Source organism: Balneola sp., from assembly GCA_002694685.1.
Lineage (GTDB): Bacteria > Bacteroidota > Rhodothermia > Balneolales > Balneolaceae > Gracilimonas.
Map to the genome: position 1 here is coordinate 67,853 of NZMW01000003.1, position 23,769 is coordinate 91,621.

The 23,769-nt window shown below is 41.0% G+C and carries 22 protein-coding genes and 1 other RNA gene; 9 read left to right on the top strand and 14 right to left on the bottom strand.

Annotated elements, in window-relative coordinates:
* Positions 1 to 133 precede the first annotated feature (133 nt).
* Positions 134 to 604: a hypothetical protein gene (locus tag CL667_05400; protein ID MAL17131.1), complete on the top strand. Its 471-nt coding sequence runs from the start codon at positions 134 to 136 to the stop codon at positions 602 to 604.
* 17 nt (positions 605 to 621) lie between these two features.
* The gene (locus CL667_05405; protein ID MAL17132.1) at positions 622 to 1,152 is read left to right on the top strand and encodes a hypothetical protein; all 531 of its coding nucleotides are present in this window, start codon (positions 622 to 624) and stop codon (positions 1,150 to 1,152) included.
* Positions 1,153 to 1,162: 10 nt separating this feature from the next.
* On the opposite strand, the gene CL667_05410 is transcribed toward CL667_05405, so the two are convergent.
* From CL667_05410 to CL667_05430, 5 genes are all read right to left on the bottom strand, one after another.
* Positions 1,163 to 1,459, bottom strand: coding sequence for a hypothetical protein (locus CL667_05410; protein MAL17133.1), 297 nt, complete (start codon positions 1,457 to 1,459; stop codon positions 1,163 to 1,165).
* 92 nt (positions 1,460 to 1,551) lie between these two features.
* Positions 1,552 to 1,728 (bottom strand): histone H1, encoded by a 177-nt coding sequence (locus CL667_05415; GenBank protein ID MAL17134.1) that lies wholly within the window; start codon positions 1,726 to 1,728, stop codon positions 1,552 to 1,554.
* 133 nt (positions 1,729 to 1,861) lie between these two features.
* Entirely contained in the window at positions 1,862 to 2,506 is a 645-nt protein-coding gene (locus CL667_05420) for a hypothetical protein (GenBank protein MAL17135.1), read from the bottom strand.
* Positions 2,507 to 2,596: 90 nt separating this feature from the next.
* Entirely contained in the window at positions 2,597 to 3,370 is a 774-nt protein-coding gene (locus tag CL667_05425) for a cytidine deaminase (protein MAL17136.1), read from the bottom strand.
* Positions 3,303 to 6,203, bottom strand: a complete 2,901-nt coding sequence (locus CL667_05430; GenBank protein MAL17137.1) for a hypothetical protein — start codon at positions 6,201 to 6,203, stop codon at positions 3,303 to 3,305. Before CL667_05430 ends, CL667_05425 begins: the two co-directional genes overlap by 68 nt.
* A gap of 229 nt (positions 6,204 to 6,432) precedes the next feature.
* Between CL667_05430 and CL667_05435 the strand changes: the two genes are divergently transcribed.
* The gene (locus tag CL667_05435; GenBank protein MAL17138.1) at positions 6,433 to 8,457 is read left to right on the top strand and encodes a DNA primase; all 2,025 of its coding nucleotides are present in this window, start codon (positions 6,433 to 6,435) and stop codon (positions 8,455 to 8,457) included.
* 130 nt (positions 8,458 to 8,587) lie between these two features.
* Here CL667_05435 and CL667_05440 read toward each other — a convergent pair whose 3' ends face one another.
* Together CL667_05440 and CL667_05445 are read right to left on the bottom strand one after the other, a co-directional pair.
* A complete protein-coding gene (locus CL667_05440) occupies positions 8,588 to 8,998 on the bottom strand; it encodes a hypothetical protein (protein MAL17139.1) in 411 nt (136 codons plus the stop codon).
* 12 nt (positions 8,999 to 9,010) lie between these two features.
* Positions 9,011 to 9,685 carry a hypothetical protein gene (locus CL667_05445; protein MAL17140.1) on the bottom strand — a complete coding sequence of 225 codons (675 nt, stop codon included), beginning with the start codon at positions 9,683 to 9,685 and terminating at the stop codon, positions 9,011 to 9,013.
* A gap of 211 nt (positions 9,686 to 9,896) precedes the next feature.
* Here CL667_05445 and CL667_05450 point away from each other — a divergent pair, with 211 nt between their 5' ends.
* Complete coding sequence (locus tag CL667_05450; GenBank protein ID MAL17141.1) at positions 9,897 to 11,330, top strand: hypothetical protein; 1,434 nt, start codon at positions 9,897 to 9,899, stop codon at positions 11,328 to 11,330.
* Positions 11,331 to 11,540: 210 nt separating this feature from the next.
* Here CL667_05450 and CL667_05455 read toward each other — a convergent pair whose 3' ends face one another.
* From CL667_05455 to CL667_05465, 3 genes are all read right to left on the bottom strand, one after another.
* Positions 11,541 to 12,455 carry a hypothetical protein gene (locus CL667_05455; GenBank protein MAL17142.1) on the bottom strand — a complete coding sequence of 305 codons (915 nt, stop codon included), beginning with the start codon at positions 12,453 to 12,455 and terminating at the stop codon, positions 11,541 to 11,543.
* A 4-nt stretch (positions 12,456 to 12,459) separates the two neighbouring features.
* A complete protein-coding gene (locus CL667_05460) occupies positions 12,460 to 14,637 on the bottom strand; it encodes a TonB-dependent receptor (GenBank protein ID MAL17143.1) in 2,178 nt (725 codons plus the stop codon).
* A 515-nt stretch (positions 14,638 to 15,152) separates the two neighbouring features.
* Positions 15,153 to 16,040, bottom strand: coding sequence for a hypothetical protein (locus CL667_05465; GenBank protein MAL17144.1), 888 nt, complete (start codon positions 16,038 to 16,040; stop codon positions 15,153 to 15,155).
* Positions 16,041 to 16,212: 172 nt separating this feature from the next.
* Between CL667_05465 and ssrA the strand changes: the two genes are divergently transcribed.
* Together ssrA and CL667_05475 are read left to right on the top strand one after the other, a co-directional pair.
* Positions 16,213 to 16,579, top strand: a transfer-messenger RNA (tmRNA) gene (gene ssrA, locus CL667_05470).
* 101 nt (positions 16,580 to 16,680) lie between these two features.
* The gene (locus tag CL667_05475; GenBank protein ID MAL17145.1) at positions 16,681 to 17,829 is read left to right on the top strand and encodes a hypothetical protein; all 1,149 of its coding nucleotides are present in this window, start codon (positions 16,681 to 16,683) and stop codon (positions 17,827 to 17,829) included.
* Positions 17,830 to 17,857: 28 nt separating this feature from the next.
* Here the strand turns inward: CL667_05475 and CL667_05480 are convergent, their stop codons facing one another.
* The 3 genes from CL667_05480 to CL667_05490 form a co-directional block, all read right to left on the bottom strand.
* Positions 17,858 to 18,301 (bottom strand): DNA repair protein, encoded by a 444-nt coding sequence (locus CL667_05480; GenBank protein MAL17146.1) that lies wholly within the window; start codon positions 18,299 to 18,301, stop codon positions 17,858 to 17,860.
* 61 nt (positions 18,302 to 18,362) lie between these two features.
* A complete protein-coding gene (locus CL667_05485; GenBank protein ID MAL17147.1) occupies positions 18,363 to 18,665 on the bottom strand; it encodes a hypothetical protein in 303 nt (100 codons plus the stop codon).
* A complete protein-coding gene (locus CL667_05490) occupies positions 18,662 to 19,594 on the bottom strand; it encodes a hypothetical protein (protein ID MAL17148.1) in 933 nt (310 codons plus the stop codon). The genes CL667_05485 and CL667_05490 overlap by 4 nt, the downstream gene beginning before the upstream one ends.
* 106 nt (positions 19,595 to 19,700) lie before the next feature.
* Between CL667_05490 and CL667_05495 the strand changes: the two genes are divergently transcribed.
* From CL667_05495 to CL667_05505, 3 genes are all read left to right on the top strand, one after another.
* Positions 19,701 to 20,468, top strand: coding sequence for a hypothetical protein (locus CL667_05495; GenBank protein ID MAL17149.1), 768 nt, complete (start codon positions 19,701 to 19,703; stop codon positions 20,466 to 20,468).
* A 194-nt stretch (positions 20,469 to 20,662) separates the two neighbouring features.
* Positions 20,663 to 21,634: a hypothetical protein gene (locus tag CL667_05500; protein MAL17150.1), complete on the top strand. Its 972-nt coding sequence runs from the start codon at positions 20,663 to 20,665 to the stop codon at positions 21,632 to 21,634.
* A gap of 14 nt (positions 21,635 to 21,648) precedes the next feature.
* Entirely contained in the window at positions 21,649 to 22,152 is a 504-nt protein-coding gene (locus CL667_05505) for a hypothetical protein (protein MAL17151.1), read from the top strand.
* A 191-nt stretch (positions 22,153 to 22,343) separates the two neighbouring features.
* Here CL667_05505 and CL667_05510 read toward each other — a convergent pair whose 3' ends face one another.
* On the bottom strand, positions 22,344 to 23,660 hold the full coding sequence (locus CL667_05510; GenBank protein MAL17152.1) for a hypothetical protein: 1,317 nt from the start codon (positions 23,658 to 23,660) through the stop codon (positions 22,344 to 22,346).
* Between the last annotated feature and the right edge of the window lie 109 nt (positions 23,661 to 23,769).

Sequence of the window (23,769 nt, forward strand, 5' to 3'; positions counted from 1 at the left end):
AAGCAATTAGTTAATTTTACAAAGCCCTACTCGTTGAGTAGGGCTTTTTTTATGAATAAAAAATTACATTTTAAGCAGAACCTCAGATCGAGTTTATCGTACTTCGGTAAGAATTTTAATCAAATAAACTATTATGCATCGATTAACCTATCTCTTTTTGTTTTCCATACTACTTATTCAACCTGAATTTACTAAAGCCCAAACCCAAGACGTCAAAGATGTACAAGCTACTATAGAACAGCTTTTTGATGGCATGAGAGCTAGTGACAGCTCGATGGTGGCCGATGCTTTTACGAAAGATGCGATTATGAAGAGGGTAGCATCAAACCAAACAGGTGAAGTGATAGTTAACACCGGTAATTTAGCATCATTCCTGAATGCAATAGGATCTCCAAAAGAAGAAATTTGGGATGAGCGTATAGGCAGTTATGATATTAATATTGATGGCAACCTCGCCACGGTATGGACACCATTTGAGTTTTACAGGGGAGATACCTTTTCTCACTGTGGAGTGAATTCTTTTCAACTTGTTAAGAAAGACGGAGACTGGAAAATATTCTTCATTGTTGATACAAGTCGCCAAACCAATTGCGTAGAATCTTAAAAAGAAATCAATATATCATGAAAAAGTACATAACAGCAGTAGCAATGATATTGGTTCTTTCGTCTGGCTCTTTAAAAGCACAAGTAAGTGCGGAACAGCGAGCTAAAGATGTTGAAACCATAGACAATGTAATAGAGGCATTATACGCTTCTATCTCAGGTGAAAAAGGCGAAGAGCGAGATTGGGAACGGTTCAGAAACCTGATGATTCCCGAAGCTCAACTCATTCCCACAGGTGTGAATAGTGAAGGCAAGAATGTATATCAGGTTATGTCGCCAGAACAATTTATCGAAGTGGCAAATAGCAGTTTCATTGAAGATGGGTTTTATGAATACGAGTTACACAGGGATGAACAAAGGTATGGAAGAGTAGTTCATGCATTCAGTACTTATGCATCAAAACGGAGCAAAAGTGATGCCGAACCTTTCAATAAAGGCATCAATAGTATTCAGTTATTTAATGATGGAGAGCGCTGGTGGGTAGTTTCGATATACTGGGCTCATGAGTCTGAAGCAAACCCAATTCCTGAAAAGTATAGTGGTATGTAGATCTACACCACTATTTGGTTTTCAAAAGTCGGTCTATTAAGGCTGACTTTTTTTTGTTTATATACATTCCGTATGAGGTGATAAGGATGCCTTTTTCACCGTCCGTAGTTTCGATGGAATGAATAGTAGCCTCGCTGCCCGGATCTGTTCCGGCATCAAACTTATGAGATGTTCTTACTTTAATCTCATCGGGGGCATAACTTTTGTCAAGGTTTTTACATATCACACTATCTTCACCCAGTTCAAAAGTATGTGTGTATCCTTCCTCTTTCAGTGATTCGGTTGCGTCTGCTAAGTCTTTGTACATAAGTCGTTTACTTTGTTCTTTACTTATAGTACAAAATAAAAAAGCCACTCGTTCAAGTGGCTTTTTTTGAAAAAAACTTAGAGCTATAAAAATTAGTCTTTGTTTTTGATTTCTTGAATTTCAAGACGAATCTCTTGAGCTAATTTTTTTAATTCTTGTAGGCCTTTACGTGCACGAGTACCCGCAGCTTTGTTGCCTTTCTCATAGAATTTTTCCATTTCTTCAGTGGTTTCATCTAAGAGATTTTTAATTTCTTCAACTCTACTCATTATGTAGCTCCGTTAAATTATTATTGGTTAAAATTTTCTGTTTATCAGAAAGTGCGTTGAAGCTATTCAATCGGTGCTATTGAGTCAAATAAAAAATGCGTTTTTAGTATTAATTTTGAACTTTTTTTCGAAATCACTCAATAATTGTCTGTTTTTTGAGGGATGGCCAGTTAGCAAGGTCAGTTGCAGTAGTGATTTTTACCGGATATCCGAAATTTCTGAACTCATCAGGGAGAGTAGTTTCAGCAAAGCCATCCGGTAAAGCACTCCAGGACAATCGATTTTCAGAATCCGAGATCAAGATTTCATCTTTTTCATTTTTTGAGAAAAGAAGAATATCAGCATTATCAAGTTGCTCGGCGAGGGCTTTCGTGAAATCGGGGAGTGGGGCATGACTCGGCTCACCATCATCTCCCACTAAATTTGAAATCAACAGATTTGGGGTTTCGTGATGAGCATTCAGTGCATCCTGATTTAGAGTAAGCCCGTTCTGATCTTTTTTGACTAATCCTTTTTGAAATGAGTGAATACCTATGGTTGCTACCCCTTGGTCGGCAAGTAATCCTATTAATCGCTTATTAAGGTCTTTGATGGCTCTGAGACGAGCGTCCTTCCTCATCATGCCCGTTTGTATGAGTCGGTCGGTGTAAGGGCTGTCGCCGTGAATTATGAGCCCCTGCCGGTCCCCAAGTTTAGCCAATGACTTCGCAAAGGAAGTAAGAAAGATTGAATTTTCGAGATGTTCGTGATCCAGAACGGCAATGAAGTTATTAGGCATATTCAAATAATAAAATCTAGATGTAAAGTGCGTGTTAATAAGATCCGTTTATATAACTAATTCCGGATGGTTTCCATTTAGACAAAACCACTACTTCTTTAGTACGGATGATTTAAAACTAAAGGGGAGCAGATCAATGGATAAATGTTCGGAGAGGGTGCCATCGGAATGATGAAGGTTTATTCCATGATAAGGCATATGCTCGGATATAACCTGCCGGCAGGCCCCACATGGACTGCTTATTTCTCCTTTCTCTGCATGAATTTCAAAACGATCGAAGTCAGTATGTCCGGAGGCAACCGCTTTGCAAAGGGCAACCCGTTCAGCACAAATACCTTTGGTCCATTCACTTACTTCAACGTTTACACCTTCAAAATAAGCTTCTTCTGTAAAAAGCAGAGCAGAGACCGGGAAGTCAGAGTTTGGCGTTACGGCTTTTTTGAGAAGAGATTTAAGCTCAGCTTTAATTTCAATATTAGAATTAAGTGTGTGGGTAAGATTCTCAAGTGAATCTAAAGGGGGAGAATCGGTTTGAATGACTTCAAGGTCAAACTCTTTCGTCCAAAAACTTAGTTGTTCTAAATCAGGAGCATCCACATATAATTTACCAGGAATTTCACCCTCACTTAAACAAATAGCACAGGCCGCTTGTACGGCAGGTATTGTGAGGGGATAAGAAATATTTTCAATGAGAACACCGGCGTAGAATTTTCCTGTTTTGCTCTCTACAACACAAGCACTTTTCGTTTCTGAGTAAGGCGCATATACATTTGTGTAAAGGGAATTCCAGCTCATATTAATTGGTGATTGCTGAGTAAGCTGCGTCGGCAACTTTGGCTCTGATTTCGCTAATTCTCTTTCCATACGCCCGGTTAGGATACGTACGGTTTGTTAAAAGAATAACGGCCATATTTTTCTCCCGATCAATCCAAAGGCTGGTGCCTGTAAAGCCAAGGTGTCCAAAAGTATCGTTGCTTGCTAACTGCCCGGCGGTTGTAAATCCACTGGGACTTTTACGGTCAAACCCAAGTCCGCGACCGCTGTGTTTAGACTGCATCGTTGTAAATTTCTGAATCGTTTCTTGCTTCAGGTATCGTCTTCCTGAGTACACGCCACCATTCAATAGCATGGTACTGAATTTTGCCATGTCTATAGAAGATGAGAATAGTCCGGCATGACCCGCAACACCATCCATAAAGTAGGCACGTTCATCATGCACGCGGGCCCTTACCAATCCCCGATCAAAAACGGTGTCGATTTCGGTAGGCGAGATTCGGCTTACGAGCCATCGGCTATTGGAGGCCGGATTGAAAAAAGTGCTGTACATATTCATCGGGAAATAAAACTCATTCCGGGTATATCGGTCCAAAGGCTGCCCGGTAATTTCATGAATAATTTCAGCCAAAAGAATCATACCTAAATCACTGTAAACATACTTAGAACCGGTCTCGTAGGTGAGAGGCTCGTTCTTGATTGCGTTAACAATCTCTTTTCGGGTTCGGATGGAATCAACATAAACACGAAATGGAGGAAGACCCGTCTGGTGGAGGAGGATATCACGTACGGTTATATTCTTTTTATCCTTTGTGTCGAATTCCGTGAAAAATTCAGAGACTTTACTGTCGAGGCTAAGCTTTTCATCATCAATGAGTTTCATGGTAGCAGCTGTGGTGGCCATCACTTTGGTGATGGAGGCTACATCGTACACATCAGTCGGTTGTACATCCTGAGTCTTTGAATAATCCTGATATCCATATCCGCGATTATAGGCTAAGACTCCATCTTTGACAATCCCAACAATTGCTCCCGGAAACACGGAATCACGAATAGCATCATTAACGATCTCATCAATCTTAAAAAGCTCATTGTGATCGAGATCTACTTCTTCCGGAGTTCCAAATCGAAGTGTTGTGTGATTCATGCCAAGTCCGGCACCAAGCGGATAAAGTCCCGGTATCTCGATTGGCAGCGTTGCTTTTACTTCAGAAGCACCAAAAAGAGCCGGTACCACTCCATTTATTTGATAGGAGGAATTATACCAACCAAGAACATGAGCATCGGTTTCCGGAAGGTCAGAAAGGATATATGGATTGCCAAAAGAAACCAGTGTGGTCGGTTTATTAACGCGATTCAAAGTCTTAAGGAATGAAAGCTGATCGTCAGAAAGATGAATGGATTGCCCAAACCGTAGATATATGAACGAGCCTATGATGATCATATCTACATTTTTTGCTTCGCGAAGTATTTCCTGTTTATCCTTCTCACTGGTTCGCTTATCGTAAAGGTGAAAGGAAACGTTGGGATGATAATCACGGAGTTCTCGTAAAAAAGAAGTTCCTGTATTTCCATCATTATCATCAGCTACAGAAACCACCATGATTTTAGGGTATTCTGATGGAAGGATGGGCAGGAGGTTGTCTTTATTTTTAAGAATGGTAACCGATTCTCTGGCAATACGTCCTGCTTCAGCTTCATGAAAGGCGGTGTTTATTTTGGTATCTAACCCTTCTAAATCAACCTGGTTATCGGTTTCAAAAAGTCCGTATTGCTGTTTCCAAATCATCAATTTTGCAAATGACTTATTGATTCGCTGCTCCGTTATTTCCCCCTTTTCTACGGCATCCATCACTTCATTAATGGCCGTGGTTACATCGGGGCTGATGAGCATGATGTCGGCTCCGGCATTCAGTGAGCGGACAACCGCACGGCCGGGAGAATATTTAGAGCTGATACCACGCATTTCCAATCCATCAGTGACTACCATTCCGTCAAAATTGAGCGAGTCAGAAAGAATATCACCTAATATTACAGAGTCTAAAGTTGCTGGAAGAAATTCACTTGTATTCAGTTTTGGGAAGGCAATATGTGCAGTCATTACACTTTTAATGCCACCTTCAATAGCACTGCGAAATGGAATCAGCTCGAGGGAGTCGATGCGATTATAATCATAATTTACAACAGGAAGGTCACTGTGAGAATCTACATCTGTATCGCCGTGACCTGGAAAATGCTTAGCTGTGGAAACCAGCCCCTCACTTTGTACACCTTGCATGAAGGCGGTCCCGAAATCAGAAACAATCTGAGGATCTCCAGAAAAAGAACGGACATTGATAACCGGATTATCGGGGTTGTTATTAACATCTAAAACGGGAGCATAAATTTGGTGAACTCCTAGTGCCTTAGCTTCAATGGCGGTTATTTTACCCATCATAAAGGCATTCCGTTTATCGCCTGATGCCGCAACGCCCATAGCAGGTGTGAAACGGGTTGTGCCAGAAATTCGCATGGCAGCACCAAACTCCATGTCCTGAGAAATCCATAGCGGAAATTTAGCCATGCGCTGAAGCTTGTTAGTCATTACAGCCTGGCCGTAAATATCACCACGCATAAAAATAATACCACCTACATGATGCTTTTGAACCATTTCTTCGAGCATTTTAAAACTCCGGTCATCGCGGTTGGTAAATTCGCCTTGGGCAGGAATAAAGAAAAGCTGTCCGATTTTTTCTTCGAGTGGGGTATTGGTAATAAGGGAATCAAGGTATTCTTCGGAAGCTTTATCTAGCCGGGCTTCGGGAAAGTTCTTAACCGTTTGCCCAAATAAAAATTCAGATAAACTCTGTGCCGGAAGGGAATGACTTCCTAACACAAAAAGCCCAATAAAGAGTAAAAGGAATGCTTTTAACCTGCTTTGCATAAGTTATGGTACCGGTAGATGAACGTTCGTTTTATGATGCCCTAAATGTACGTGATAGTAACAGACTACGCCAACGGTTTATTTTATAAGACTCATAGATTGTTTGATTAAATGTAACGGAGGCGGTTTTACCGAAAGCAGGGAAAATCAATTATGGAATCCGGCAAAATAAAGTCAGTGAATTTGTAATTTCCCTTTATTTCCAGTTCAAAAATGATCATCATTAACCATGATAAGTGACGACAAAAAAGAAGAGGTACGCGCAGCTGCAGACATCGTGGAGGTGGTTTCAGACTATGTGAAGCTGAAGCGGTCAGGCAGTGGTTTCGTTGGGCTCTGTCCTTATCATGATGAGAAAACCCCGTCTTTTAACGTAACACCCCGACTTGAGATCTTTAAATGCTTCGGGTGCGGAGAGTCTGGTGATGTCTTTAAATTTGTAATGGACCAAGAGGGCGTGGGCTTTACGGAAGCTATTCGTCAGTTGGCTGAGCGCTATGGAGTGTTCATTCCGGAAGAGGACAATGAAGAACCGAGCGAATCTACCCAGCTACGGGAAGGGATTTATCACGCGCTTAAGTTTGCGGGAGTTTTTTACTACCGGAATTTAATTGAAAACCCTGAAGCCGAGAAAGCAGTCAAATACCTTGAGAACCGGGGTTATAATAGAGAAGTATACAAGAAGTACGGATTAGGCTTTGCCCCATCAGGTGGGGAAGAACTTTGGAAAGCGGCCCGAAATGCCGGGATCGATGAAGAGTATTTGGTGGAAGCAGATCTCATCAAGCCAAGTAACAGAGGCAGTGGATTCTACGATACTTTTCGTGGCCGACTCATGTTTCCTATCTTCAATCCTACAGGAAAAGTGATTGCTTTTGCCGGAAGGGTTTTGGGTCAAGAGAAGACGGCAAAGTATATCAATTCATCCCAGACCAAAGTATATAACAAAAGTGAAGTTGTGTACGGGGTGAACTTCGCCAGGAATGAAATCAGGAAGAATAAGGAAGTTATTTTAGTTGAAGGCTATACGGATGTAATCACCTTGATGGAGAATGGAATTCGGAATGTGGTAGCGAGTAGTGGAACCTCCCTCACGCCCGGACAAATGAAAATCCTGCATCGCTACGGAGACCGCATCGTGATGATTTATGACTCCGATGATGCCGGCCAAACTGCGATGAAGCGTGGGATCAACATTGCTTTGGCTGAGGGGATGGAAGTTGAGCTGCTGGAACTCCCCGAAGATCAGGATCCTGATTCATTTGTAAAACAGTTTGGGAAGGAATCGTTTGAGGAACTGAAGAAAGAAGAAGCCGGTGATTTTGTGGATTTCCTTTTGCAAAAAGCTGGTGAAGAAGGCAGGCTGGAAAAGCCTACAGAAACACCCAAAGTGATTACTGAGATTCTGGAATCCATTGCTAATATCAAGGACTCTATACAGCGGCAGGTGTATGTTCAGTATCTGCACCAGAAAATGCAGAAGTTCCAGAAGATTAAGGAAGATGATCTCTATGATCAGCTTGAACGGGTAATGAACGACAAGCGCTGGGAAGAAAAACGGTCTCAGCGAAGAGAAGAAGCAAGGCAGCGTTTTCAGGAAATTGACAATCAGCCAGAAGGGTTAGAAGACCCAAATGAACCTCCTCATCCATCGGGAGCAGGAACGACATCGAGGCCAAGAAGTCAGTCTACTGCTAGGAAAAAGCCGCATTTTGAAAAAGAGCTCATCCGGCTGATGATTACTTATGGTCGAAATATGGTGGAGTATATTTGCTCGTTTTCAAATTCAAAGCTCTTTGAAGATGATGAACTTAGAGTTTTCTATGAGGACATCATTGAACGGTATAAAGAGGAAAAAGAGATTTCGGTGAATGTATATTCGGGAGCTGATGATCCATTTCCACGTTTGGTGGGGGATGTTTTGCTGGAACAGCATTCCGCAAGTGATCGTCATGAGGAGAAAGTGGGGCTTAAATATGAGAAGGATAAAAATCCCTTTAAGACCGCGAAAAGTTCACTTCGTGCAGCTCAGATAAATTTTTACCGGCACAAGCAAAATGAACTGGCAGATAAAATTGCATCAGCCGAAGGTGATGAGAGATTGGAATTGATGGAACGCCAAAAGGACATCAAATCTAAACTAACTCGGCGCGAAACTTCGGACCCGGATGACCTTTACCCCGATCCGGAAACCGGCCTTCAGGATGAGGTCAACGAAAAAGTATTTCAGTATAAGATGAAAGGGGATAAGTGAGATAGTGAAAGTTGATAGGTTGAGATGATAGTCATCTCGCGGCGAATGCCCGAGATCTGGATCTCTAAATGACAACCAGATTCCTGCCTGCGCAGGAATGACTAATTATTCCTGCATCAATTCTAATTTATCAATTATCTAGCTCACAATTGAGCATCCAGCGGATTCCGAACTTATCTTTTAGCATGCCATAGCGGGCGCCCCAGAATGTTTTTTCGAGCGGCATGGTGACTTTCCCATCTTTAGCCAAAGCCTCAAAAAGAGTGTCTTGTTCTTCTATGGTTTCTACGGTGATGGAAAGCTGCACGTTATCGCCCTCGGTAATTTCTTTGTGCGGAGCACCGTCCGAAAACATCATATGAATGCCTTCTGCCTTTAATTCTCCGTGCATTATTTTATCCCTGTAGCCTTCTTCAACGGGCATCTCGGTATCGCCGAAGCGCTGTATAGCCGTGATTTCTCCATCAAGGCATTCTTTGTAATAGTTCATAGCTTCTTCGCAGGTGCCGGGGAAAAATAAGTAAGGGGTAAGTGTCTTCATTTCCTAAAGCTGTTAGTTACTGGTAAGTGCGTAAACTAAAATATTTGCACCCATTTGCAACGCCTTTTGGCGCAAGGCCTGTGGAGTGTTGTGAACTTCTGTATTTGCCCAGCCATCGCCCAGGTTAGACTCATAGCTGTAATACACTACCAGCCGGCCTTCATAAAAAATACCAAAGCCTTGTGATGGCTTGCCATCGTGTTCGTGAATTTTTGGAAGTCCATTTTCAAACGTATACACCTGATCATAGATGGGATGATTAAAAGGCACTTCAACAAAATCTTCGTTTGGGAAAACCTGATTCATCGCTTCTCGGATGTATTCGTCAAGACCGTAATCATCATCCACAAAAAGAAATCCTCCATTTTGCAGGTACTCTCTGAGATTTCTTGCTTCAGCAGAATTCAGGGTGATGTTGCCGTGCCCCGTGAGAAATAAAAAGGGGTAAGAGTGAAGGTCAGCACTGCCCACTGAAACATCGGTAAAATTATTTGAGAGCCTGATGGGTACATTCGATTTGGTATAGCTGATCAGGTTCTCAAGCGCAGAGGGATCATTATACCAATCCCCGCCCCCGCGATATTTAGCCCGTGCAATTTCAAATTCACCGGAATTTTGGGCAAAGGAATATTCAGGGAGAGCGATGACTCCAATCAGGATGAAAATAAACAGGGAATAAAATTTCATTTAATTAGTTAAGAAATAATTCAAGATAATTCATAGACTTAGGGAAATTAAAAATCTTTGTATGAAGAATATAACGCTCTTAGCTCTTTTTGCTTTTTCATTATTGGGAACTTCAATAGCACAACCAATAAGTGAACAACAACATTTGCCCTTCCAAAAAATATCAACATTCACGCCATACCAGCAAAGTCTGCCAACCATTTTTTTGTTTATGGTAGATGATGATATACAAAAAGTAATCTTCAATCCAGCACGAGCAGGAGAAATGGACGGGGGATTTATTTCTACGAATATAATCCCATCTGGAAATCAGGATAATTTCAGCTTAATAGGCTTAACCAAAAGTAAATGGTTTTTCTCCTTCGGCGGGAATTTAGTAACGAATAACAGTGATGGGGAAGAGTATAGGAGATTTGCAGATAATACCCGAATAAGCTTTGAAAATGGTGAAAGGTATTCTAGTAGATCCAATTTCTATCGAAGTGAGTTCGAAAATGAGAGAACAAACTTTGCAGGAGATGTTTCAATATCAAAAATCTTTTCTACTGGTAGCGGGAGGTCCTATTCCATCGGCGTATTTACGGGATATTCAATTTCGAAAGATAATCGACTAAACATGGGTACTGAGAGTAGAACTGTGAGTAGTTATTTTGAACAGGATACTTTGTCTGAGAGTAGAATAAGTCAACAGTTTAGAGAATTCAATAGTGACTCTAAGACTAATAATGAAAAATTTGTTTTTGGTATTGAATTCTCAACTTTTAAGAATGGCACAGACAGTAAACACAAGTTATTTATTCAGCAAAATGATCTGAATTCGAATAGCCAAAGTTTGAACTCTGTAAGGGATTTTAATTCTTATAGTGATAATCAAGGTTATACTCGTTCAATTGTATTAGATGTACGAAACGATTCCAGCTTTATGAATTCCGAGCCTCTTCAATTCAGGTATGAAGGATTTATAAATAAAACTGTAAGCTGGATAGGTAACAACGATTACATATTCTTGAGTGCGAATGCGGTTTATAGTAAAGGGGAACAGGACTTTTTTGATCTGTATTTAAGTAGTCGTACCTATTCTGTGGATGATAGCGTTGTTCAAGTTCAAAATGGTAGTGGAGGGATTAATAATCAGCCTTCTTATTACCCACCAACTAATAATATTGATGATGAACTGAAAGGAGGGGCTGTGTCATTGGGCTATATTCTTTCTATCGAAGATGAAGATTTGAATTTCTTTACCGGAATCAACCCATACTTTAATACTTACAAGATATCTAATGCAAGACAGGATAATGATCTTCTATTTGATGTGGATCAAAAAGTCTATGAAATAGGTACTCAAATCCCTCTGTTCATCTCCTACGATATAAAAGAATTTTTCAGTGTTTGGGGAGGAGGGAATTTGAATGCTACATATACGAATAGTAATGTGAATGAAATGCAAAGATTTCGCTGTCATCCTTTGACTGTATGTGCTCCTCCATTACCTTCTAAAAGATCTTTAAATTCATTTAGATACTCTGAGTCCTTATTTATGGGCTTTAAGCTTTCGCATAAGTCAGGATTGAGTCTTGTAAACAACTTCAGAAGTAACCTAAGTAACGTGAATAGCTGGGTGACTTCCCTGCGGTATTCATTCTGATTACCAAAAGCACAGTCTCACTAAATCAAACATTTCGAACATTTGAATACAAAGATTCTTCTCCCGATTATTCGGGATCAGAATGACTGAGTATGACTAGGGAAATGTACCTTAAAACTACCTGGGTCATCCAGAGCATACCTGCGGAGGATCTTTCCTATTGTGAAGTACTTTTTGTTTTGGAAGATTTAAAGTACTGAACTTAGCTTTCTAATTACTTAACGCTGGATTCCTCTTTATAAAAGTGTCTACGGTATCGGATGCCAGAGAACCGAAAACACCGATTCCACCCTCAACATGGTAAATAGCATTCTGGATTTCGCCGGGAGAAAGGGTTGAACCGCCAAGCTGAACCTGCTGGGATCGGACAAAGTCATAAACATTGTCATCGAGTGTATTGGCTACAATTTTGTTTTCTTCGTAAAAGGCTATACCAATCCACGGATAGCTTATGGTGACTGAGCCATCGGGATTGCCTTCAAAATTTGCCGCATTAATGATTCCTGAGCTATTGTTTGATAACAATCTTAAATCTTCCTGTGGATTGTCAGTGTCTTCAAAAAAGCTGGCGTATAACGGAGTCAGGTTTTCTATTTCAGGAAATTGGCTTAAGGCGTTGAACACAAAAATATTCTGCCGTCCGGGGTATTCACTTTCACTTAAGGTAATCTCAAGCTGCTCGCTTGACTGATACACCACACTGTCTCTGACACCGGCTAAAATCTCAAAGCTTCCGGGGATAGTTGTATTCGCAGAAATGATATCATCCGTACCGTTAATGGTGATGTATACTTCGTAGGTTCTCTCAGGAAGCACCTGATGGTTTTGGACCGGTGTATATATTCCAGACTCAGACCTGATATAGCCAAAGCTAGTCTCAACATCACTTTCCGGTCCGGTTTCCAATAAGCGGATTTCAATCTGAGCATTATTGACAGCTACATCTTCAAATTCATAAAACTCGAGGGCTTCATTGGTTGTTGATAGCCGGACTTGGGGTAGCTGACGATTGGCAATCATATAAGATTCAACCACATAGAACTCCTCATAATCATCCTGAGGGTATACTTCACACGAGAGGAGGAAGGCCGTGGTCAATAAAGAAAAGAGAAATAGTTTTTTCATGGCTCTAAAATTTTACGGTGTAAGAAACAGAAGGAAGAATCGGCAGCAGGTTTACTTCATTAACCTGCACGGGGTTCTCATCAAAATCAAAGCTGTAGAACCATACGTTTCTTCTGGAGTAAATATTGATGAGCTGAAGTTGAAGTTCAGAATCGCCGAGGTCAAAAAATCTGCCCGCCCTTGAGAAGGAGATATCCATTCGGTGATAGTTAGGAAGTCGTGAGGCATTCACTTTCCCTACAGTAAAGGTGTTGCGGTCTTCGTTGGTGAATGGAAGATCGAACTGAGCATAGCGCCCCAGTACTTCCGTGTAAGCCTGTCCGGAAGCAAAGTTAAAGGATGCCGTAAACTTCCACCGGTTACTGAGTTGATAATTCCCAACGACGTTTATGTCGTGACGGCGGTCATATTTGGGAGGATAGAAACGAGCGGTTTGTCCGTCTTCAGTAATTTCGGCATTGTATCCAGGAAAACGGCGCCAGGTGTAACCGAGTGTATAGCCGATGAAACCAGTGAAATCTCCTGCTCGCTTTTCAAAAAACACTTCCAGTCCATAGGCCGAGCCATCCCCAACTCGGAAAATATCTTCATAAAGTAAACCTGCAACGTCAGGCAAAAAAGGATCGAGCTCGAATAGGTCTTCCATTGAGCGATAGTAAACTTCTATATCCAACCCATAATTTGTGAAGGGTACCGTTTTTGCGCCCAGCACAAATTGGTCGCCATAAGCGGGAGATACGCCTTCAGCAGAGGTCAACCAAACATCAAAGCCGGAAAAGGCTTCGTTGGAAATAAGGGTGAGGAACTGATTGTATCGACCGTAAGCAGCTTGAAACCGGATTCGGTCGGTGGGGCGGTATTCCATTGAGAACCTTGGCTCTACCTTAAAATAGTCCCCATCAGAAAAGTAGTTGAAACGAACTCCGGGAGTAAAGACCCATTTGTCAGAAGGCCGCCACTCATCCTGTACATAAGCAGAAGCATATTGGTTTTGAATGCGGCTGGAGAAAGTGTCATTTCCGTCAAACGTATCCTGAAGTTTATTGGTGAAAATCCCTGCCCAAACTCCGGTTTTAATTTGGTGATTATTCCCCGGCAGGTATTCTAAATCAGATTTTATCGAAAAGTCATAAATGTTATTGGCCCGGGTGAAAGTGGTTCCACCAAATTCAAATTCAGGAAAATTAAAATACCGGGAGCCGGTGACCACGAAGTTCGAGAAGAGTTTCTCAGAAAAGATGTGAGTCCAGTTTCCACTTAACGTCTGGTTACCGTAGTTAAGGCCAAATTCCGCATCATCAGCAAAAGGGAACACCACCTGATCCTGACCGGCATAAAAAGCGAGGGATAGCTTGTCGTTGGGAGTGGCGTCATAATTCACTTTCCCGTTCACATCATAGAAATAAAATTTACTGGGAATATTGTCGATGTTTTGTCTTAAGCCAGCCAACAAAGGTTCGAGTGTAGAACGTCGGGCAGCAACCATCCATGATCCTTTTTTATAAGGTCCTTCAACGGAAACACGGGAAGCCAGCATGCCTATTGTTGCTGAACCATCCATCTCGTTTCGGTTTCCATCTTTATTATAGATGGTGAGTACAGAACCTAAACGACCTCCAAATTCGGCCGGATAACCGCCTTTATAAAGTCGCACATCTTTGATGGCATCGGGGTTGAAGGTGGAGAAAAAGCCAAAAAAGTGACTCGGGTTATAAACGGTGGTTCGGTCTAAGAGAATCAGAGTCTGGTCAGGACTTCCGCCACGGATATATAACCCACTGGAGAAATCCGAAGCTGCTTTCACTCCCGGTAATAATTGAATGGAACGGAATACATCGGCTTCAAAAACGGAAGGGAGTTCCTGAATCAATTCCGTATCAACCTGTATAGTCCCTATGTTCTTTTGCTCCTCTTCTTCGCGGGTCGATCTTACAACTATTTCATCTAATTCAACATTTTCGGGAATAAGCTCTACATCAAGCCTAAGGTTTTGGCCGGGTTCTAAAGTGATTTCCTGCCGAAAAGGCCTATAGCCCACATAACTGCAAAACAAGGTGTAGGTACCCGGCTTTAAATTTGGAAGAGTAAAGTAACCCAGAGTATTGGAGGCGGTTCCTTTATTGATTTCCTGAAAGCCAATGTTGGCACTGATGAGTGTTTCTCCGGTCTCGGAATCAGTGATGTAACCATTTATAGAGGCTGATTGCTGAGCTTGAATGATTGTAGTACCCGAGATCAAAATGCTGAGGAGCAGAAAAAGTTTGAGATGCATAGAATTGACTGTTCAAAAATTTGTTCGGGTGGTTACACGGATTATAAGAATGAAAGTTAAGGCTAAATTCATTCCTTTGTGTTAAGAAAGAATTATCCCTAATTCTTGAAACAACCCTAGTCATCCAGAGCATACCTACGAAGTATCTGCAAGTGTGCTAAAAAGCAGTGAAGTGGGGTTAGGCTTGTGAAGATTCTTTGGGTAAATAAGCGAGTCGATTGCGGCATCGCTGAACCCTATCTCTGTCTCTTTGCCTTTCAAAAAGGGAAAGAGGACTCCTTGGTGAGATTAGTCTTGTGTTCTCTTTTCTAATCTTTTATAAGAAGTTGGCAATGCTTTATTTCAAGAGTCTCCTTCCTTGGCGCCCTTGGGCGTTAGGGAAGGAACAAGGATGGGTCAGAAAACCGGCAATAAATACTAAATCATTACAGCCCCAAATCGCCCTGCTCACCCTCACCGGGCAGACCTAAATCCGTCCCCAGTTCTTCATTTATTTTTTGGATAAAGTGTTTAGACAGCAGGGGCGATTCCTTCTCCAGGTTTTGATGCACAAAGAAGTACAGTTTTTCCAGTCCTTGCTCTTTCCAGAATTTGAGTCGTTCCACCCAGTCATCCAGCCGATCGTAATCACTTTCGTGGTTAGCGCCGACATAGCGAATAAAAGCAACGGGAGAAGTGAGGCGCATGTGGAGTAAGTCTCGTCTTCCTGCAGTGTCTGTGATGATATTTGCCACACCGTTTTCCTCGAACAATTTACAGACCTGATCTGCTACTGCAGGTTCATTATACCAATCGGTATGGCGGAGTTCGATGGCGAGGGGAATGTCATCCGGCCAGATTTCTACCAGTCGCTGAACACGGGCAAAATCCTTGGGTTTGAAATCATCCCGAAGCTGTAAGAATATCATTTCCAGCTGATCGCCAAATCCTCTCATGCCGTGAAGGTATTCTTCGAGCGGAGCTTCAATTCCCTTCAATCGCTTAAAGTGACTGATGGAATTCACCACTTTGGGAAAGAACTTGAAATCATTAGGCGTTTTCTCACACCAGGTCTCGGCCTGATCCGGCCCGTAGGTTCGGTAGTGAGTGGCATTCAGCTCGATAGAGTTAAACTGACGGGAATAGTATTCCAGCTCGTCTTTGGTTCCTCGTGGATAGAATCCTTTTAAATCCTTCTTATTCCATTTAGCACATCCAACATAAGCTTCAAAATCACCGCCGCCTTTATTACCTAATATTTTGAGGGTATCGGGGTGATCGGGAGGGAGGGTGAAGTCGATTTCGCTGGGATTATCTACCTTGCCAAATTTCATAAATGGAGTGTTAAGTGTTGAATTTTAAATGTTAAATAGTGAGCACAATTTAACATTTAACACTAAACATTTAGAACCAAAATTGAGGATAGACCGGAAACTATTTCACTGGATTAGAATTAAATAAAAAAGCTTAGTTATTCGTATATTAGAAGCAGTTCATTGACGTATTGGGGGTGTTCTGGATTCGACGGGTTGAGTATCGCCGTTGGTTGCGTGTCGAGAGTGTCCAATGAATCTCGTAATAACATTCATTATGGAACTAAAGTAATTGACAATAATTACTCATACCGTTTAGCAGCTTAAACTGCTGAACCGATCCCTTGGTTAAGTGCCTATCATTGCCAAGCCGATCGTCATACAAGATAGGATAGCGTGAGAGTGCTTTCTGTCGCTTTCACGTAAAACTTTAACAGAATAGTCTGAAGTCGCTTAGGTACTGGGCTCGGCTTCCGGCGAATGTCAATCAGTACCTACACATGTAGATGCTAACAGGTCTACCTTCTCGGACCGGGGTTCGACTCCCCGCACCTCCACAAATCTATAATTTAAAACCTGTAACATATTAATTAATAATATGTTACAGGTTATTTTTATTAGTCTTATCTGAAAAATCAGGACGAAAACAAGACGATTTTTCTTGACTATAGCTCAACCTTTCGCTTTATTTGCTTCAAATTTAGTGAGAAACAAAACGAAAATAGTGAGCAGAGAAATTCCCGATGTAATACTACGACACGATATAAGAAAGAAGGGTAAGTCCTTTTACTTGGATTACCATTTGAACGGAGAGAGGCACAAAGAGAGAATCGGGTTTGTTTCAAAAAACCAAGCGAACCAAGCCAGGTCAAAAAAAATTGATGAGCTTCTGAATCAGGCTGGTATAACGACCGGGAGAAAAAGAATCAGCCTTACGCAGGCTATTGAAATTCACATGGGTATTAAAAAGAGAAATGTCAGAGAAAGTACATTCAAAAAATACCGTTCGAACAAGCACCATCTTCTTGAGGCTATAAAAGAAGTAGGTGAAAAATATTTCAAAGACGTAGCCACTATTTCTGAAGCACAATTTCAGTTGTTAGCTGATACTTTAAAAAAAAGGACTAAATCAGATCATAGAAAAAATAATCTTTTGGTTTTTCTAAAAGCTATTGAAAACACAGCTATTAGAAAAGGGTATATGCCGAGAAAAATCTCAGCTGATATCAAAACTAAAAAGCCGGATCCAAAATTAAAGGTGCAGTATTTCACCAAAAAAGAGCTGCACGAAGTTTGGAAGTGCTCTGACAAATTCTATATGGATTACTTTAAATTTTTTGTTCTTACAGGACTAAGATTGGGGGAGTTCATCCATCTTAAATGGGATAACGTTGATTTTGAGAACAAAGTAATATCAATTGAGAAATATATTGAAGACGGTGAGTTAATTTGGGAGCCAAAGACCAAGTCTTCTATTCGCAATGTTCCTTTGAGTGCTGAAGCCGTTGATATTTTAAGAAAACAAGAAGAGAAGAATGACATTTTTGTTTTCACCTCCAAGAAGGGCATGAAACTTCATCCAAACACCGTTTATGGGGCTTTCAAGAGAGCCGCGGGGAAAGCGAAAGTTAGTGAAGATAAAACTATACATACTTTAAGACATACATTTGCTTCACAGTTAGCCCAAAAGGGAGTTGAGTTATATAAAATTGGGACTTATTTAGGTCACAGTAAATCTGAAACAACTCGTATTTACGCTCACTTAAGTCCATCTGATGACGCTGAAGTTTTAGGGCAAATAGAGGTTTAACTTAAAAAAAGAGAGCATACCGCTCTCTTTAAAACAGTCCAAGCTCCTTCATGGACGTGTAGGATTCTTTGGTCAGGATAATATGGTCTACTATTTGGATACCTAAAAGCTGGCCACAATCTCTAAGCCGTTTGCTGAGGCTAATGTCCGAACTGGATGCTTTTAGGTTCCCAGATGGGTGAGAATGCGCAAGCACTAAGCCATGAGCGTTCCCAAGAATAGCTGTTTGGAAAATCGTTATGGGCTGAACTAAAGTGGCGTTCATCGTACCAATCGAGATCTTACTATACCCGAGAACTTGCTTGGTATTGCTAAGAAGTGCGATAAAAAACTCTTCTCTAAGCTCAATCGTATCGGGGTCAAATATTCCACGAAGAAACTCGGCGGCTTCTTCTGGGGAGGTAATGGTTGGCATCTCGTCATAAGACTTCTGGGAGGAGTATTTGAGAGATACCTCTGCTACGGTATGCATGTTGGATAGGGTTGGTTAAGATTTGTGAGGGCTGTAGAGCCTTCATTGTTCTTATACCTAATTATTTACTATCTCGGTTTTGAATTGAGCTTGAGATACCTCTATTTATAATTTTCAGAAGTCTCTCATTATTTTCCGCACCGTCTAACTTAAACTTGACTTTAGATTTAAAGTCATCTCCCAATTCAATATATAACTCACCAAATAACTCTTTACAAAACCCGGTTGATAGGCTTTTTAAATCAGTAAGATCAAAATGAATTTCAGCTTCCTTTTCAACTATTTCTAAGATTTCATTTTTAATTTTAACCCCAAGAACTCTTGGACCTAAAGTTTTTCCATATTCAGATAATTTAATCTTCATAATGTAATCTGGTGATCTTCGAGATAATTTTCCACTTTTCTTCCATTCATTATCTCTTCAAATTTAGTATCTATTTGTGCCTTAATCTTTAAGTAGACTAATGTGCCATTTTCAAATCCACCTATACCTGTCCTCGTGGAATTATTTGTGACATTAATACTTCTACCGGAACTCCAGATGTGCAATTCGCCACTATTTGATTTAATTAGTTCTGAAGAACTATACAAGCCATATCCTGGACTATTATTTGGGTGTCCGGTTACTTTTTCCTCAAGTGCTTTTTTCAGTATTTGGTCAGTTGAAAAGTTACGGTAAAAATCTTTGCTTTTTAAGCTATTTGCTATACCCTGTCCTAAGTCTAGGATAGCAATTTCAACTCCACTTTTATATGAGAATGACTGGAAATAAATTGGTTTGGGATACTCTTCAGTGTAATAACATTCATAACCATGTGTGCCTGCATTGTCCCAAATTTCATTTAGTATATAATCCAATGTTGCAAATGTATTATCCGTGCATTCAGTTCTAACTTTAATATGATCCATGATTTTTTCATGGACATCTAAACACTCATCCGTATTGTTACAACGTTCTAAAGGAACAGTATAATTAGAAATAGATTTTACGTAAGAGTCATGATATAACTCTTCCAGAGTATATAGCCCCCATGATTGTAGAATTTTAGTTACCCGGCTGCTTTTTTTATATCGTACATAAGTTTCAATTTCAGGAGATTTGTCTTTATAAATATCTCTAAAAGCACTCAGTAATACCGTTCCAGCAGGATTTATGAAGTTGCACTTAGAAATGTCAAATGTAACACGGTCATATTGATTAATAACTCTTAAAAAATCAGTAGATAATTCAAATAGCTCACTAATTTTTTTTCCTGTCAACCTCTCAGGAACACTTATAGTATAATTTTTCATAATAGTAATTATGTTGGAAACAACGCTTAATATATAATTTAAAACATTGTTTTTAAGGTATAAGAACAATGAGCAATCCTGCTCATTAACCTATAATTCTTATACCATGAACCTACAACCATTCTGCTTTCCTGTGACCGAACGTGTGGTCGCAGTAGATAACGCGAAATCCCCTCTAATCGACATTTATGACCAAGACTCCTTTCTGCCAAATGGCTACAAAGCTATTGTCCGGGAGGATACCAATGAGGTCATCAGCGTTGTTCGCGATACCTATAAAATCGTGACGAACTCTAACCTGATTGACCAGCTACTGAGGCAGTTAGCAACCTGTGGTCATTCCTTCAAGATCGATCCGTCTCATTCCTTTGTAAGCAACGAGCGTATGAGGCTACAGATCACCTTCCCTGAGCTCAAACTTCGGGATCAGGAGTCTGAGATTGCCTTATCCGCTTTCATACATAACTCCTATGACCAATCGGAGGGAATACGATTCTATTTTGGAGCCATCCGTGCGATCTGTTCCAATGGAATGGTCTTCGGAACCGTACTCAGCAAGTACTATTCTCGTCATACGAAGGGATTCTCCTTTGATGACCTAAGTGAGAAGCTTGCCGAGGCGAGATCTTTCTTCCCAGAGATACAAGAGCGTATCAACCGCTTAGAAGTACTCCGGGTAGATGAACAACTAGTAGAGCATGTCTCAGAGAAAATCTCCAAGCGACTAGCTCAAGAAGCTATCGACCAGGAAGAGATAGGACGCATATCTCAATGGGTACTACTGAATCGCTTAACGAATCGGATCTCCCACGATATGGACCCTCATGTTCAAGCGCGATACCAGGATAATGTATCTAAAGTATTCGCCCTATGAGCCTACCTAAACTGATCATTAAGATTGTGATCATCATTATCACCGGAGGTAAAAAGCAATGAGTGTAACCAACGACTTTATAGAAGCCGCCGCAGAGTTTGTTAAGCAAACCCTGCGTGTGCTCCTGCTTGGAAAAGTCCCCAAACCGGAAGACGAAGAAAACCAAAACCACAATAAGCCTGCTGAATAACTCAGTGGGCTTTTTTTATATCTACGAACCTTTAAACCCTACCCTTATGAAATCATTAGAATCAGAACTCCCATCAGACGAATGGGTGTCAGAGCGGTCGGAATATCTCGGAGGCAGTGACGTCGGGACGATCCTTGGGGAGAATCCCTACTCAACGCCCCTGCAACTTTGGATGCGTAAGCAAGACTTGTTGCCTCCCATTGAAAATACGCCCATTCTCAAATTCGGCCATTTCTTCGAGTCCATACTGGCCATGCACTTTGAGGACGTGACGGGCTTTAAAACCCGGCAGGTGAATAAAACCTTTGTCCATCCCGAACATGACTTCCTGCGTGCTAACATCGACCGTCAGGTCTTAGCTGGCGACAAGCTGGAATCAACAGCTGTCCTCGAGTTAAAGACCACCACAAGCCATCGCCTGAAAGCCTTGGATGGCGAGTATCCAAAAAGTTGGATACTTCAGATCCAACATTATCTGGGTATTACCGGGTATGAGCTGGGAATAATTCAAGTCTACGAGCGAGATACCTGCCGGTTCCATGATCCGGTTATCATCGAACGCGATGATGATCTCATCATTGATAACATGAATACCCTTATCCAATGGTGGCAGACTCATATGGTTGGCGGTAAGCGACCTGCTCCAATAAATGGAGAAGACGCCCTGATCCTGTACCCAGACTCCTCGGATGGAAAAACCATGGAAGTCACCCCTGCGGGCTATGGCCTCTACCAGGAACTGGTAAAGGTTCGTGAGCGCAAGTCGGATCTGGAGGCTATGGAAGAAGACCTGAAAACAAAACTGAAGGTTCGCCTTGGCGACGCCGAACGTATGGTGCTGGCTGGTAACGACCTAATCAGTTGGAAAAGTTCGACCCAGAACCGGCTCGATACGAAAGCATTCCGGGAGGCGCACCCCAAGCTCTATCGCCAGTACACAAAATCAACCACAACCCGACGGTTCACCGTCAAATAATAAAGGAGGCAATTATGCCACTAATCGTAAAAGAAGACCCATCTGAGTATCCACTATGCCCAGAGGGATTACACCCAGCCGTACTCGTCGACGCTGTTGACCTCGGCGAGCAAGAAAGCACGTGGGGAAAAAAACATCGCCTATCGCTTGTCTTTGAAACTCAGCAGAAAGATGAGGATGACAAGCCATTCATTCTTGCCAAGCGCTACACATGGAGCTTGCATGAGAAGAGTAATCTTCGCAAAGACCTGGAGCGACTCCTTGGGAAGAAGTTTAGTTCACAGGAGTTGCTAGAAGGGATAGATCTCGAGGCGCATATTGGGATGAGCTGTAATATTCTGGTTGTGCATAACGAAACGGAGGACCGGATATATGCTAATATTGAATCTCTACTTCCTTTTAAAGATGGCAGTGGTAGAGTTGTGAAAGATGCACTAATTCCATCTGGAAATTATGAGCGGGTTATTAACCGGCCCGACTATAAGCAGCCAGAGGAGTATGCATTAAATGGAGCTTAGGCTCCAAAGAGGAGGCTTGCCTTCTCTTTTAGTTTAGCTATTAAAAAATAGCTTATTTAGTTGATCTTTACATCTCCTCATTCGCGCACTTACATATAATAGAGCTTAGAAAGCTGCATGCGTAATAGTGATAAGCTAAAGAAATAGACATAAACTCTATAAGGGAAGACTTGTTTCACTTTACCATAACCTTAATACCTTACAAAAAATGGTATAGGGTTTCCTTCTTTTACACCAAAACCATCAACAAATAAATAAGGCACTGCAACAAAATATGCTGTGTTAAACCCCCCTTGATTTGGTAAACCAAAAACAGCATAAGGAAATCTTACTTGCCATTGATTGTTTGGAGGTGTTAAAGTTGCTATAGGTGCGATATTTGTTCCTGTAGCAACTTGATTATTTGCGTCCCTGAAATATATATTATTAGGGACCGCATAAACAGGTGCTCCTTTCTGTTGTTGTTGATTAGTATAAAATATTTTTACTACTACTTGAACTTGTTTCCCAAGAGACTCTGGGATGTTAACTGATCCAGATAAAACCATACCTGGATATATGCCAAATCTGGTTTGAACAGGTTGATTATGAGAGGGCTGGAAGAGAGTAAAATCAACTCTAGAATCTTCGTCATTAGGTTCAATAGATATAGGTCTTATTCTATTATTTTCAACAATTCCATCGTCGTTTTGGACGTTCGTCGTTCTAGCATCTTTTACAATATAAGCTTCCCTAACGGCTCGTTTAAATATATTATAATCAATCCACCCAAATCCACCATCGCCCCAACTTGTACCCCATGAGTTTATTACTTTAAATGCATTTTTATTATCGTCGTAACCGACAACTATCATTGCATGACCAGATGAATTGCTAGATGGATACTGCCTCCAAGTATTATTCTGGCTATTTAGTCTTTTAAAGTTTTCATCAACTAATGCTCCAATAACAACAGGTAGATTTGCGTGAAGCTGAGCTTTGACTTCTCTTTCTGATGCATGATTAACTACTCGCCAATAATCAGCCCTATATGGTTTGGCTCTATTGATTAATTCGTTTGAAGGTCTAGTACTATAATCATACTCATTGTAAGGAAAGTCACTAAGTGTAGCTGCTCCTTGTTCAGATAGTAGATTTAATGCATCAGGTATAAAAGTTCCGCTATTTGTGCCATTATTTATTTGGTTATAAATAAAAGAGGGACTAAATATTCGATCGTTATTCAGTGTCCAGCCATGTTCTATTTTTTCCTGAAAAGATTTTAAAGCATAAGATACTGCCCAACCTACACAGCTATTTTGAGAACCTTGATCTCCTGGTGTTGGAAAATCTCTTGAAAGATCAATTCTTGAAGGTAACTCATCACCAGAAAAAGGAGTATGTGCAAGAGGTATGCTTCGATACTCGTCCTGATTTAAAAAGCTTAATCCAGTACCCTTATCATCTTGAGCAAAAACTGGAAAATCGATTAAAATTAAAAATGAAATAACGGTTAAGAAGTATTTCATGTCAATAATATTTTTAACTAAAGTAATTAATCTCAATATATTATAGTTAGACTTATATAAATATCAAATTAATTTTTCTGCTTAATGCAGTGATATACCTCTCATGTTA